The following is a 13,802-nucleotide window of genomic DNA, read 5'->3' on the forward strand; positions in this document are numbered from 1 at the left end:
GCCTTATGTGCTTTTTTAACACCACGTACTGTTGAAGCATACAATTTTGATGTATTGTTTTTAACAGTTGAACCTAATTCATTATATTGTGTTCTTGTTCCGTGGATAGCATAAATTGATAACTTAACAACCATAAAAAAGATAATAAAATAAGCAATAGTTGTATTTGTCATTGGTAATTTAGTATTTCAAATTACATCAAAAATAAACAAAAATACATCAAAAATAAAACTAAAAATCTTATCTCAATTATTACTTTCTGATAATAAATTAATCATCTTTATCACTTCCTTTTTCTTTTTTAGGTTTTAAATTTTTTTTCAAAATATCAATATCAAACAATGCTAAACGCTCTTTAACACTTAATTTAGTAATTTCTGACCAATAATATTCTTTATAATTAACTATTTCATCATTTTTTAAATCACGAACAAACTTTAATCATTTACTATCATATTTCTGTGCAAATTCTAATGGAATAATTATTTTAAAAAACAGAATTCCTAACCCAACATCCGACTTATGTTTTGCTCGTTTACCTTCGGCTGTTCGTTCTACTGATTTTGTTTTTCAAATTTCATAATCTGTAATATCTTGAAAAATACCAATTCGCATAATAAAGAAACGATTAAAAAAATTAAATCCTTTTTTAGCAATAGGTTTTTTCAATGAAATTGGAATAATAATACCACTTGCTAATTGTCGAATATTATTTCAAATCATACCCTCACGCTGAGCAGTAAATAAAGCACGATTACCAAAATGTCTTGCTAATACAATTCACGGAATTTTACCACTACGAACTTTTTTCTCATCGTGGGGACTAGTTCCATCAATATATAAATAACTTTCATCAAATAAAATAACACTATCATCTGGGGGAACTGGTTTTGTTCTATCTGTAAAATCTAAATTTTTAAATGTTAAAACTTTAACTTTATCATCTTCTAACGGATAATTACTATAAATCTTATCTGTTAATAGTTTCATAGTTTGTGATAAATAAGTTAAAAGTAAAGTTTTTCCCGTCCCTAACTTACCAATAATTACTGATAACGGATTATCTCAAACAAAATTAACTAAACGAAAAGCACTCAACTGATAAAATATGTTTTTTCAAACTCATCAGACAAAATAAACACATTGCAAAGCAAACAATAATCAAAATACTAAACCGGTATAATTTAATGAAATTATTCAAAGTAATAAATCAATTAAACTAAACAAAATCATTGAACCACCAATATAACAATAATTTTTTAAGAAAAATATAAATTTTTTCATTACTTAAAATACCCAACTATTTTAAAAACCATTCACAATAAAAACCACGTTAAAAATAAAATCACAATTCAAATACCAATCATAAGAGTTAAATATTCATTTTGAGTTAAATTTCAAGTTGTAATAATTTCAACATTCGTTTTATCTATAAACAAAAATACATAAATAAAAAACTCTTTTAATTTTTCTCAATCATTTTGCATATTTAAAAACTCCACATTTTCTGAATAAGTTTAAAAAACATCACCAAAAATAAAACGATAAATAATACAAATGATATGACATATAAAAATTCAGGAGCATTTGAACCAATAATATAACTAACAAATTGAACTCAATAATCATATAAACCCATTAATTTAAGTCCTTCAAGTCATTAATTAATTTATCTACTTTTTCATCACTTCAATTTGTTAAATTATTGTTAGTTGTTTTTACTTTTTGAGGTTCACCAGGAAATATTGCTTTTTTCATTTGTGTAAAATAATTTTATTTGTATTGATTATACAAATTGATTAGTTCTGCTCCAGTTAAATATTTTCACACATGACGTTTTAAATTTTCATCATATTTTACAATAGGATAAGAATTATCATAAATCAAACCGATTGCTACTTGTTCTGAGTGTTTTTCACTCGGATAAATAAATTTATTACTCAACCAAAAACCAATATGACGATTATGATTAGGTAAATTTATAAAAATTGCTTTTTTTGTTTCAAAAACTATCAACTCTTTACGAATAAAATAATTTTCTATATTTTGATTTTTCTTAACAAAATTACTCAATTTTATCAACTCCTAACTAAATATTTATTTAATAAACAATGTTATATTTAATGTTTATATATTGTTTACTTATTGATAAAAACACTGATTATTAACAATGTTATACATAATGTTTATATATTGCTTATTTAATGTTTAATAAACAATGTTATTAACAATGTTAAATATATAAAATAATAAAAATTGACACACTGAAAAATACTATTTAATTTTTAATAATAGTCTTTAATTTTGTCGAAAACTCTTGATATTTATAAAATATACCTAAAATTAGGTATATTTTTAATATATAGAGGTAAATAAATGATGAAAAAAATAATTACAGAATTAATAAATAGCTTAACAGATGATCAATTTTTAGAATTTTATGAAAAAATAAAACAACAAGCAGACTTAATTAAAAAACAAAAACGTTTAAATGAAATTGATCAAAAATTTAGAGATAAAGGCATTATATGTCCTAATTGCAAATCTTTTCATTGTGTTAAAAATGGTCATAATTCCGAAGGAAAACAAAAATATTTATGTAAAAAATGTCGTGCTAGTTTTGATGCATTTCGTCATCATTTTACTTATTGAAGTCATTTAAATTATGAACAGTGAAATTTATTAATTCAAATTTCATTGTTAGGACAATCTAGTAAAATAATTTCTCGTTTTATTAAAACAACCCCAAAAACCGCTTGATATAATCGACAAAAATTAATGCAATCAAAACAATTAGAAAATACACAGTTAAAATTTAAAAAATTAAATGGTCAAATCCAAATGGATGAAACATTTATTAAAGAAATTCATAAAGGCAATTTTAAAGATAAATTTGATAAACGAAAAACTCATCTCGATCCATTTTCAACTGATACCAAATGCTGTATTCAAATGGCAGTTGATAGCAATAATAATATTTTTGTTCAATCCACCAATACCAAAAGATTACAAAAACAATGGATTATTGAAAATATGAATAAGCAACTAATTAAAGAAAAATCAATAATTATTTCTTATATGCAACCACTATATTTATTAGTAGCAAAACAAACAAATTCTACTCTATATTCCACCAAAACTAGTACAAACCCTGATACTAGTTATCAAAAGTTAAATAAGATTAGTAAATTACAATCCAGTCTTAAAGAATCCTTAATTCATTATCATGGTTTGGGTTTCACTAATATTCAAAATTATTTAAAGCTCTGAAAATGAAAATACCAACACAAAGGTTTAACACCAAACCAACAATCAACGGTATTATATTTTAACGTTTAAAAAATTTAAAGCAAAATCATAATCTTACACAAAATTAGTTTTCAAATTGTCATATTGATGATTTTTTTTATTTCATCAAGAGTTTTCGACAAAATTAAAGATAATAGTTATTAAAATATAAAATTAATCATTTATAATTAAATTGATATTTTTGCACTACACACTGCCTACAAATTTTAAAAAGAAAGTAGATATATTTATAAAGAATATTATAAAAATTTATATTCCAAAACCACTATTAATATGACCCTTAATAAAAATATTCTTATTTTTATTAAATCCTACTTTAAAACAATTATTTCATTACTAATAATTTCAATAATAACTTATAGACAGTGTGTAATACAAAAATAAACAACAAAATTATTTAATCAACTCACATAAAAGCTAGTGTGCCATAGCTAAGATATATGATCAGTAATAATAAATATTAAAATACTTTAACCATAACACGGAAAAAGTTTAAAATCTTAATGATAACAAAAATACCAAATGGAATTAAAATAATTCACGCATCACCTAAAAAGGTCATTAATTGTGGTAATACAGCATAAATTGCTTCTTTAACTTTCATCATTGCTTGCCCTAAACCACTTCAAATAGAACCCATTCCATCTGAAATAGTAGGTTTATCACCAACTGCTAAAAAATTAATTGCTGTTGTTAAATACATACCTAACATTATTTTTTATCCCCCTTATTTTCAATTTCTTTTTTATCTTTTTTCTTTCCTCGAATTTGGCGAATTTTTTGATAAATTGATAAACCAATTCACGCAAAAATACCTAGTATAATAACAACACTAAAAATTGTCGTTAATCAAACTGGCATAACTTATTCCTCCTAAAAATCTAATTTTCGCGGCACGCTTCGCGTGTTCGCTACGCTCAAAATAAACTATATTGAATAAATTACCGCTAATAAATTACGCGGATAATTTATTCATCTTCTTTTTCATTATTAATTACAATATTATTTACCGTATTAATAACATTATCTTTTCCATACTTAGTTACTAAGGACCGTAAAATAAAATAATGTTTTCTTTCCATTAAAAAATCAACTCCTTTCTGAGTTGATTTGTTGCACTTCACTTACACGATGCCAACGACACAAAGTAAAGCATTAGATCAAAGTGATCCTAAAGTTGCAGGTGCTTTACAAATTTTAAAAACTAGTTTTATGGCTGTTTTTAATAATGTGAGTCAGCAAATTATTAATGATTATTCAAATTATTACATTGATACTAAACCAATTGATTTATCTGAGGATAGTTTAAAATATAATTTAAATTTTATTGATACAGAAGAATTAGCAAAGTTAGCAAATAATCCGGCTGTTAAAGATATTAAAGCAACGCGATTAGATTTTAGTTTTAATTTTAAGGTTAATTTTAAAAATTTAGCAGCTACTTCAAATTACTTTATTCAATATGTTATTACTAATGATTCAAAAACAATAGGGGATGTTTTAACAGGTGTTGTTCAAAAACTTTCGAAAGTAATTGTAAATTTCTTCGTTAAAGAAGGAACATTCCAAATTGATAAAACTGAGGGTTTTAAAGATATTTATGATAATTTTAATGTTAACTATACCCAAGGCTTTCGTGATTTAGATAATATTATTTTTGCAAAATTAAAAAAAGCTGTTGAGGGAGATCTTGAGTTAACAGACCTTGTTGGAAGTATTAAATATAATGATTCATTAACGTTATTAACATTATTAACAAGTGCTATTAATAACACTACAAATGGTGTTGATGTCGTAAATGAGAAAACAGCTTCTTATGTTTGAGCCGGAATGGGTTATCAACCAGATAAAATTACACCAGAAAACTTTGTTACATTTTATCGTTCATTAGTTAATATTTTTAATACAGGACATAATAGTTTAAATTTAGCTTATTTTAATGTTAATTTATCAAAAGTGTTAGTTTTTGGATTCCCATTATCGGGAGCAGTTATGAATGGTGGTGAAGCATTAAAAGTTCAAGTTGAAATTACAAAAGATGGTTTGGATAAAAAATTACTGGAATATGGAAAATTGGTAACAGCTTTTTATAAACATTTCCGTCTCGAATCAAATCAAAATTCTGGGGTCTGACATCTTAGTGAAGCTGTCTTTAATAAAATTTCAGCTTTATCAGAATACAAATATCAAAAGGTTTTAAGAATTTTAATCGATGATTTTAAAGCGTCTTCTGAGGCCAAGGGCTTATCAGGATTAGATATTTTTACAACAGGTGATTGAGAAAAACGTGGTCATGATGTTACTTTAAATGATACAAAAGATACTTTTTCATTACGTCGTGGTGCGGTTTGAAACTTTGATCTAACTTTTGGGACAAATAATGCCGTTTATTATACTGGGTGAACATCAACATTATTTACATTAGAATTTACTAAAAAATAACATTAACTTAAAAAGCAAGAAAGTTCTTGCTTTTTTTATTTTAATATTATGTTAAAGAATTTTAAAGATAGTATGCACCAGATGTGTAGGCCGCAATTTTGCCGCGTTTTATCAGTGGGACCATTTGTTTTTTTGTTTTTTTCAGTATAATATTAATATAGCAACAGATTTTGTGAAAAGGAGTTAAAAAATGAAAAAATTATTGGCGTTATTGGGTGTTTCTGCGTTTTCTGTAACAGGAGCTAGCACAATTGTTGGTTGTCATCAGATGCCACAACCAGATGATCCAGATTTTGGAGGCCATAAAGATGCTGAAACTTTAAATAAAATTTCGCAACGGGTTTCAAATGCATTTTTAGAATATGTTCGTACTAAAAATACAATTAATAGTAAAGATTATCAAACAAAATTTGATGAGTTATATACTATGGTTGATAAAACGACACAAAGTAAAGCATTAGATCAAAGTGATCCTAAAGTTGCAGGTGCTTTACAAATTTTAAAAACTAGTTTTATGGCTGTTTTTAATAATGTGAGTCAGCAAATTATTAATGATTATTCAAATTATTACATTGATACTAAACCAATTGATTTATCTGAGGATAGTTTAAAATATAATTTAAATTTTATTGATACAGAAGAATTAGCAAAGTTAGCAAATAATCCGGCTGTTAAAGATATTAAAGCAACGCGATTAGATTTTAGTTTTAATTTTAAGGTTAATTTTAAAAATTTAGCAGCTACTTCAAATTACTTTATTCAATATGTTATTACTAATGATTCAAAAACAATAGGGGATGTTTTAACAGGTGTTGTTCAAAAACTTTCGAAAGTAATTGTAAATTTCTTCGTTAAAGAAGGAACATTCCAAATTGATAAAACTGAGGGTTTTAAAGATATTTATGATAATTTTAATGTTAACTATACCCAAGGCTTTCGTGATTTAGATAATATTATTTTTGCAAAATTAAAAAAAGCTGTTGAGGGAGATCTTGAGTTAACAGACCTTGTTGGAAGTATTAAATATAATGATTCATTAACGTTATTAACATTATTAACAAGTGCTATTAATAACACTACAAATGGTGTTGATGTCGTAAATGAGAAAACAGCTTCTTATGTTTGAGCCGGAATGGGTTATCAACCAGATAAAATTACACCAGAAAACTTTGTTACATTTTATCGTTCATTAGTTAATATTTTTAATACAGGACATAATAGTTTAAATTTAGCTTATTTTAATGTTAATTTATCAAAAGTGTTAGTTGTTGGATTCCCATTATCGGGAGCAGTTATGAATGGTGGTGAAGCATTAAAAGTTCAAGTTGAAATTACAAAAGATGGTTTGGATAAAAAATTACTGGAATATGGAAAATTGGTAACAGCTTTTTATAAACATTTCCGTCTCGAATCAAATCAAAATTCTGGGGTCTGACATCTTAGTGAAGCTGTCTTTAATAAAATTTCAGCTTTATCAGAATACAAATATCAAAAGGTTTTAAGAATTTTAATCGATGATTTTAAAGCGTCTTCTGAGGCCAAGGGCTTATCAGGATTAGATATTTTTACAACAGGTGATTGAGAAAAACGTGGTCATGATGTTACTTTAAATGATACAAAAGATACTTTTTCATTACGTCGTGGTGCGGTTTGAAACTTTGATCTAACTTTTGGGACAAATAATGCCGTTTATTATACTGGGTGAACATCAACATTATTTACATTAGAATTTACTAAAAAATAACATTAACTTAAAAAGCAAGAAAGTTCTTGCTTTTTTTATTTTAATATTATGTTAAAGAATTTTAAAGATAGTATGCACCAGATGTGTAGGCCGCAATTTTGCCGCGTTTTATCAGTGGGACCATTTGTTTTTTTGTTTTTTTCAGTATAATATTAATATAGCAACAGATTTTGTGAAAAGGAGTTAAAAAATGAAAAAATTATTGGCGTTATTGGGTGTTTCTGCGTTTTCTGTAACAGGAGCTAGCACAATTGTTGGTTGTCATCAGATGCCACAACCAGATGATCCAGATTTTGGAGGCCATAAAGATGCTGAAACTTTAAATAAAATTTCGCAACGGGTTTCAAATGCATTTTTAGAATATGTTCGTACTAAAAATACAATTAATAGTAAAGATTATCAAACAAAATTTGATGAGTTATATACTATGGTTGATAAAACGACACAAAGTAAAGCATTAGATCAAAGTGATCCTAAAGTTGCAGGTGCTTTACAAATTTTAAAAACTAGTTTTATGGCTGTTTTTAATAATGTGAGTCAGCAAATTATTAATGATTATTCAAATTATTACATTGATACTAAACCAATTGATTTATCTGAGGATAGTTTAAAATATAATTTAAATTTTATTGATACAGAAGAATTAGCAAAGTTAGCAAATAATCCGGCTGTTAAAGATATTAAAGCAACGCGATTAGATTTTAGTTTTAATTTTAAGGTTAATTTTAAAAATTTAGCAGCTACTTCAAATTACTTTATTCAATATGTTATTACTAATGATTCAAAAACAATAGGGGATGTTTTAACAGGTGTTGTTCAAAAACTTTCGAAAGTAATTGTAAATTTCTTCGTTAAAGAAGGAACATTCCAAATTGATAAAACTGAGGGTTTTAAAGATATTTATGATAATTTTAATGTTAACTATACCCAAGGCTTTCGTGATTTAGATAATATTATTTTTGCAAAATTAAAAAAAGCTGTTGAGGGAGATCTTGAGTTAACAGACCTTGTTGGAAGTATTAAATATAATGATTCATTAACGTTATTAACATTATTAACAAGTGCTATTAATAACACTACAAATGGTGTTGATGTCGTAAATGAGAAAACAGCTTCTTATGTTTGAGCCGGAATGGGTTATCAACCAGATAAAATTACACCAGAAAACTTTGTTACATTTTATCGTTCATTAGTTAATATTTTTAATACAGGACATAATAGTTTAAATTTAGCTTATTTTAATGTTAATTTATCAAAAGTGTTAGTTGTTGGATTCCCATTATCGGGAGCAGTTATGAATGGTGGTGAAGCATTAAAAGTTCAAGTTGAAATTACAAAAGATGGTTTGGATAAAAAATTACTGGAATATGGAAAATTGGTAACAGCTTTTTATAAACATTTCCGTCTCGAATCAAATCAAAATTCTGGGGTCTGACATCTTAGTGAAGCTGTCTTTAATAAAATTTCAGCTTTATCAGAATACAAATATCAAAAGGTTTTAAGAATTTTAATCGATGATTTTAAAGCGTCTTCTGAGGCCAAGGGCTTATCAGGATTAGATATTTTTACAACAGGTGATTGAGAAAAACGTGGTCATGATGTTACTTTAAATGATACAAAAGATACTTTTTCATTACGTCGTGGTGCGGTTTGAAACTTTGATCTAACTTTTGGGACAAATAATGCCGTTTATTATACTGGGTGAACATCAACATTATTTACATTAGAATTTACTAAAAAATAACATTAACTTAAAAAGCAAGAAAGTTCTTGCTTTTTTTATAATTATCACAAATATTTAACACAAGATATTTTAAAAGGAGAAAGAACTATGAAAAAATTATTAACTATTTTAACGACTTTTAGTTTAATAACACCAACGATTAATACCATTGTTAGCTGCAATAATCGACCAAAGTATATTCCTGATGATGATTCCAAAGAAACTACGAACGATGTTGAAATTATGAACAAGCTTATGAGCAAAGTATCACAACATTTAAAAACATGATTAGCTGAGAAAGCAACAATTGATATTAATAATTATCCTGATCAAATTGCAGAATTTAAAGAATTAGTTACGCATTTAAAAACTAATGATGGGGAAGTTTTAACTGGTGCTACAATTAGCAAGTGGCGTTTTCTTGATCAATTAGTGACTGGATTCAAAACAGAATTTAATAATTTAAATCGTGATATTGCCAATGAATATTCTAATTTTTATTTACAATTTGAGTCATATTAATTTTGATAATTTGGCAAAATTAATTACTGTTAATAATAATAGTATTATGGGAATTACAATTAATGTTAAAATTTCATATCAAATTAAATTTAAAGATTTGGAGCAACGTGATAGTGTTGATAGCTTAGTTGTTATTTGTAATAACATTGAGGCTTTAAATGGGATTCAAAAAAATCTTGAAAATTATTTTATTACTTTTATTGATGATATTTTTAAAGCTGAAAACTATCAAGCTATTGATAAAGGAAATCGTGGTTATAATAACATTGATTCATCAAATACTATTTGACCAATGATTACAAAAGATTTAACAACAAGAGGAATTCTATTTAAAGGCAATTGCTCGTGAAGTTCTTTTAATAGTACTTTTACTCTTATAAAGACAGTTCTTAGAAGCGATTCAGTTTTAACATGAGCTGGTGAAGGATATAATGTAGCTAAATTAACACCAGAACAATTCTTACAATTTTATAAAAAGAAATATTTTACCGCAACTACTTTATCAGATTATTATGTTAAAGGAAATATTGTTTCTTTTACCCCAAATAGTTTTACAATTGAAAATTTACCATTTAATAATAAAGGGTCATCTAAAACCTTAAAAACACCAGTTAAAGTGTTGATTGAAAAAGAAAAGGTTGACCAGGGCTTAAATCAATTTGCGGAAACAACAATGAAATTATGGCAGTATTATCAAATTGAAACATATAACGATAAACTTGTTTTTAAAATGAACCAAGATGATTTTAATGACTTAATAAAAACAACTAATTCTTTTTCAGAAAAGAATAGTTCATATGCTAATTTATCACCAGTGTTTCGAACAATTTTTAAAATCTTTAATGATAAATTAGATTCAAAAATTAATCGTGATACAAGAATTTCTTTTGCACGAATTTTAGACAAAGTAACTTTAACCAAAAAAGCAAAATCATTTACTTTTCAATTATTTCGAAAAATGGATAAAAATGGATATTATTCATGATTAGATATAAACTTTAGTTATAATAGTTTTGGTTATAGTTTTTTCTTTAAACCAGATAGTAAAGAAACAAATACTGATAAGAAAGATGAATTTTTACAAACAATTGAATTTAAAGTTGTTTAGTTATTAAATTATTTTTATAATTTAAGGAAAATAAGACTATATTAAAAAAGCAAGAAGATCTTGCTTTTTATTTTCTTTAAAGGAAGATCAATGTTTCTTTCCAAATATTTAATGGATAAAAATTAGGTTGTAAATAAGTGTTGTCGTTTTAGGAAAAAGTTTAATTTTGTAAGGTACCATACACATTTAAGAATTTAGCAGAATACCGCATAAAAGCGGTTTTTTTATGTTTAAAGGAGAAATACGGTATGGAAAAAATTAATAGTATTGTTAAACAAATAGAACAAGTAAAACAAATCTGTGGTGATGATTTCAAAAAATGACCTAACAAAATGGCACATGAAACATTAAAAATGGTTTATGAAGAATTAAAAGAGGCAATTGATAATGGCAAAATATTTTAAAAAATTTCAATGTCCAGTAAATACGATTGATAGCGATTTATGTTTATTTTGTAAGGGAGGATACTAATAATGGCAAAAACAGTTATACAAATAAGCCAAGAGCAACAAATATATTTACAAGAAAGTTTAAGCAATAAAACATATAAAGATGTTTGTGATGAATTTATTGAATTATGTAAAAAATTAAGTTTAGATGATTATGAAAAAGGTAAATCAATGATGGAACATTTTAATAATTTTATCAATGCACAAATAGTAGGAAAACAAGAACTTTTAACTTGTCAACATTGTATTAATGCAAAAGGTAAAATTAGTGAATTACCTTGAAATAAAGAAATTCAAAATGAGAATATAAAATAATGACAATAAAAGAATTTAATTATAAATATAAAAATGGATATATAGTTAAAAAATTACCTAACTCAGAGAAATATTTATTCCTATATGTTATAGGCAATGACGATTGAGATTGAATTGCATGAATTACTGAAGATTATTTTAATTCTACAGGACATTGAATTGAACCTGAAGTAGTTAAAGACTTTATATCAATTAAATTAAAAGGAGAAAAAAATAAATTACAAACAATTATTGAATTATAAATTTACTAAAATAAAAAAGCTAGGAAAAAATTATGAAGAAACTATGAAAAAAAATAAAACAACTAAAAGAAATTAAAAAAATACATCAATATGCTGTTAAGTGAGCAGCAGATATTCCACATATTAAATTTAAAAAAAGTGCAACATAACTGTTGAAAAATTAATTATTTTTAATTAGAAAGGGGTTAGCTACAATGGAAAACATAAAAATTTGTGAATCTGGTTGCTATGATCGAAGTAGGAATTTTGCTAAAGACTTTGATTTTATAAAAGAGTTTAGCACTAATTCTGAAACTAAAGAAATTTATAAACCTTACAAGCAAAAAGATAAAAATAAAAATATATCTAATTATCGAATTCATAAAAGTTCTATGCAAAAATATAATAATTGTGGCCAAAAAATAATTAGTTACATTGTTAAAACTCCTGAGCGTTGAATTATTTTTCCTGGTTCTTTTGTTCATAAGGATAAATTTAAAGATGATTTTTTAATAGTTGGAATTGTTCCACAATTTATTTATTATACTCGAACAAATAGAGAAGCTGCACATGGAATTCCAAGTATTAAGAAAAAAGGATTTAATATTTTTGTTGATTTAATTTAATTAGAACAATATGATCATAAAACACAAATTGAGGCTAATAATCAATTAACAAAAATATGAAATAACAATCAAGAATGAATTAATAAGCGTATCGAAAATAATGAAAGAATAAAAAAACTTGCTGAAGTGCAAGAAAAACAATTAGCAAACCAACCTGTAACCTACCGTGGTGCATAATATAAAATTAATGATAACCCTGACAGTAATAATGATCCTCCAACCATTGTTTTTGATAATGACGACAATATTTTATGAGATTAATGATAGGAGAGGGAATTTAATAGAAACATACGTCTACGTGTAAATTATAACACAATAGACTATTTTTGCGTAAATTGTTATTTTTGCTTTGGCAAAATATTATGATATTCTTGTTCACATAAAATATACAAAAGAAATCACAGAAAGGTACACATAAAAGTCACGAATATTGATATGGAGGTTTTTATGAAACAACAAAGTTATTTTCCTAGTTTCTCAGTTGGGATAGATCCAGCTGGAATTGGAACTACTGGTATTTTTATTAAGACAATTGGAACACGATTTCCCCACTATAAATATGTCCAAGTAAGGTGCAGTAATCCAACGGATTCAGCAAATGAAATTTTAACTATTATCAATAATTTTAAAAATAAACATCATGATTTATCTTTAAATGTGGTAGTAGTTGAGAATTTGCACATGGGTCCTGAAAAAATGCGTGAGGTGCGTGCAACCCGTGAGTTAATTGGAATTTTAAGATATGAATTGCAAAATAAAATGCAATTACATTACCCAGCTGATAAAAACAAGGAAATGATTAAAAAAGAACTTAAAGAACGAACTACTAAAAATGAGCATTCAATTCATGCAAAAGCAATTTTAGAGGCACATTTTCGGGAAAAAGAATTTGGATATAAATGTGAAAAATACAATTGGGAGGTAATTGATTATGGCACAAAGAAAAATTGATAATAAGATGTTGCTATCAGTATTTGATGGCATTGTTGCAGTTTATAAAAAAGATTTATTAAAAGAAAAAATTAATGGTGTTGAAGTTGATGTGATGAGTATGCAAATTCGTTGAGGTTCCAGTTATGGCTGAATTAAAGAAACTATTTCAAAAAATATAACTCAGTTAAAGAAATTTGAAGTTAATGATGTAATTCACATTAAAGGCTCTTTAACTAATATTTTTAGTCGATATTATAAAAATAATTTGTTAGTTATTAATAATTTAATTGAAATTGATAAAGTAGGTAGGTTGGATCGTGCATATCATAAAAAATAAGTAAACCTTGACAAATTAAGAAAAATAGTGCATCTATATGTACCAGGAGGAATTATTATGGCCAATATAATTA

At 25.7% G+C, this 13,802-nt stretch carries 17 protein-coding genes and 2 pseudogenes; 12 read left to right on the top strand and 7 right to left on the bottom strand.

The window, feature by feature from the left end; translation table 4 throughout:
* Positions 1 to 17: 17 nt before the first annotated feature.
* From ACOBME_RS09170 to ACOBME_RS09185, 4 genes and pseudogenes are all read right to left on the bottom strand, one after another.
* Positions 18 to 278, bottom strand: a pseudogene (locus ACOBME_RS09170) (hypothetical protein); the annotation flags it as partial.
* Positions 271 to 1,284 carry a hypothetical protein gene (locus ACOBME_RS09175; RefSeq protein WP_419335015.1) on the bottom strand — a complete coding sequence of 338 codons (1,014 nt, stop codon included), beginning with the start codon at positions 1,282 to 1,284 and terminating at the stop codon, positions 271 to 273. The gene ACOBME_RS09175 and the pseudogene ACOBME_RS09170, both read right to left, overlap by 8 nt.
* Complete coding sequence (locus ACOBME_RS09180) at positions 1,284 to 1,487, bottom strand: DUF2649 family protein (protein WP_338963585.1); 204 nt, start codon at positions 1,485 to 1,487, stop codon at positions 1,284 to 1,286. The genes ACOBME_RS09175 and ACOBME_RS09180 overlap by 1 nt, the downstream gene beginning before the upstream one ends.
* A 151-nt stretch (positions 1,488 to 1,638) precedes the next feature.
* Positions 1,639 to 2,073, bottom strand: a pseudogene (locus tag ACOBME_RS09185) (DUF3627 domain-containing protein).
* Between the two features lie 303 nt (positions 2,074 to 2,376).
* Here ACOBME_RS09185 and ACOBME_RS09190 point away from each other — a divergent pair.
* Positions 2,377 to 3,339, top strand: a complete 963-nt coding sequence (locus ACOBME_RS09190; protein ID WP_419335017.1) for a transposase — start codon at positions 2,377 to 2,379, stop codon at positions 3,337 to 3,339.
* A 430-nt stretch (positions 3,340 to 3,769) separates the two neighbouring features.
* Here ACOBME_RS09190 and ACOBME_RS09195 read toward each other — a convergent pair whose 3' ends face one another.
* The 3 genes from ACOBME_RS09195 to ACOBME_RS09205 all read right to left on the bottom strand — a co-directional run bounded on the left by ACOBME_RS09195 (position 3,770) and on the right by ACOBME_RS09205 (position 4,433).
* On the bottom strand, positions 3,770 to 4,021 hold the full coding sequence (locus ACOBME_RS09195; protein ID WP_338963620.1) for a hypothetical protein: 252 nt from the start codon (positions 4,019 to 4,021) through the stop codon (positions 3,770 to 3,772).
* Positions 4,021 to 4,170 carry a hypothetical protein gene (locus tag ACOBME_RS09200; RefSeq protein WP_338965867.1) on the bottom strand — a complete coding sequence of 50 codons (150 nt, stop codon included), beginning with the start codon at positions 4,168 to 4,170 and terminating at the stop codon, positions 4,021 to 4,023. The genes ACOBME_RS09195 and ACOBME_RS09200 overlap by 1 nt, the downstream gene beginning before the upstream one ends.
* Before the next feature lie 107 nt (positions 4,171 to 4,277).
* Complete coding sequence (locus ACOBME_RS09205; protein ID WP_338966611.1) at positions 4,278 to 4,433, bottom strand: hypothetical protein; 156 nt, start codon at positions 4,431 to 4,433, stop codon at positions 4,278 to 4,280.
* 7 nt (positions 4,434 to 4,440) lie between these two features.
* Between ACOBME_RS09205 and ACOBME_RS09210 the strand changes: the two genes are divergently transcribed.
* The 11 genes from ACOBME_RS09210 to ACOBME_RS09260 all read left to right on the top strand — a co-directional run bounded on the left by ACOBME_RS09210 (position 4,441) and on the right by ACOBME_RS09260 (position 13,729).
* Positions 4,441 to 5,751, top strand: coding sequence for a hypothetical protein (locus ACOBME_RS09210; protein WP_419335019.1), 1,311 nt, complete (start codon positions 4,441 to 4,443; stop codon positions 5,749 to 5,751).
* Between the two features lie 190 nt (positions 5,752 to 5,941).
* Positions 5,942 to 7,495, top strand: coding sequence for a hypothetical protein (locus ACOBME_RS09215; protein WP_419335021.1), 1,554 nt, complete (start codon positions 5,942 to 5,944; stop codon positions 7,493 to 7,495).
* 190 nt (positions 7,496 to 7,685) lie between these two features.
* The gene (locus ACOBME_RS09220) at positions 7,686 to 9,239 is read left to right on the top strand and encodes a hypothetical protein (protein WP_419335021.1); all 1,554 of its coding nucleotides are present in this window, start codon (positions 7,686 to 7,688) and stop codon (positions 9,237 to 9,239) included.
* 222 nt (positions 9,240 to 9,461) lie between these two features.
* The gene (locus ACOBME_RS09225; RefSeq protein ID WP_419335399.1) at positions 9,462 to 9,740 is read left to right on the top strand and encodes a hypothetical protein; all 279 of its coding nucleotides are present in this window, start codon (positions 9,462 to 9,464) and stop codon (positions 9,738 to 9,740) included.
* 10 nt (positions 9,741 to 9,750) lie between these two features.
* Entirely contained in the window at positions 9,751 to 10,848 is a 1,098-nt protein-coding gene (locus tag ACOBME_RS09230) for a hypothetical protein (RefSeq protein ID WP_338965875.1), read from the top strand.
* A 248-nt stretch (positions 10,849 to 11,096) separates the two neighbouring features.
* A complete protein-coding gene (locus ACOBME_RS09235; protein ID WP_338965877.1) occupies positions 11,097 to 11,252 on the top strand; it encodes a hypothetical protein in 156 nt (51 codons plus the stop codon).
* A gap of 69 nt (positions 11,253 to 11,321) precedes the next feature.
* Positions 11,322 to 11,612, top strand: a complete 291-nt coding sequence (locus tag ACOBME_RS09240) for a hypothetical protein (RefSeq protein WP_198049139.1) — start codon at positions 11,322 to 11,324, stop codon at positions 11,610 to 11,612.
* The gene (locus ACOBME_RS09245; RefSeq protein WP_127092443.1) at positions 11,612 to 11,854 is read left to right on the top strand and encodes a hypothetical protein; all 243 of its coding nucleotides are present in this window, start codon (positions 11,612 to 11,614) and stop codon (positions 11,852 to 11,854) included. Before ACOBME_RS09240 ends, ACOBME_RS09245 begins: the two co-directional genes overlap by 1 nt.
* 194 nt (positions 11,855 to 12,048) lie before the next feature.
* Positions 12,049 to 12,459 carry a hypothetical protein gene (locus tag ACOBME_RS09250; protein WP_419335024.1) on the top strand — a complete coding sequence of 137 codons (411 nt, stop codon included), beginning with the start codon at positions 12,049 to 12,051 and terminating at the stop codon, positions 12,457 to 12,459.
* A 447-nt stretch (positions 12,460 to 12,906) separates the two neighbouring features.
* Entirely contained in the window at positions 12,907 to 13,413 is a 507-nt protein-coding gene (locus ACOBME_RS09255) for a hypothetical protein (protein ID WP_338965883.1), read from the top strand.
* Positions 13,391 to 13,729 carry a hypothetical protein gene (locus ACOBME_RS09260; RefSeq protein ID WP_338963648.1) on the top strand — a complete coding sequence of 113 codons (339 nt, stop codon included), beginning with the start codon at positions 13,391 to 13,393 and terminating at the stop codon, positions 13,727 to 13,729. The genes ACOBME_RS09255 and ACOBME_RS09260 overlap by 23 nt, the downstream gene beginning before the upstream one ends.
* Positions 13,730 to 13,802 lie beyond the last annotated feature (73 nt).

This window comes from Spiroplasma endosymbiont of Sarcophaga variegata, assembly GCF_965178695.1.
In the GTDB taxonomy this organism is placed as follows: Bacteria; Bacillota_I; Bacilli_A; order Mycoplasmatales; family Mycoplasmataceae; genus Spiroplasma; species Spiroplasma poulsonii.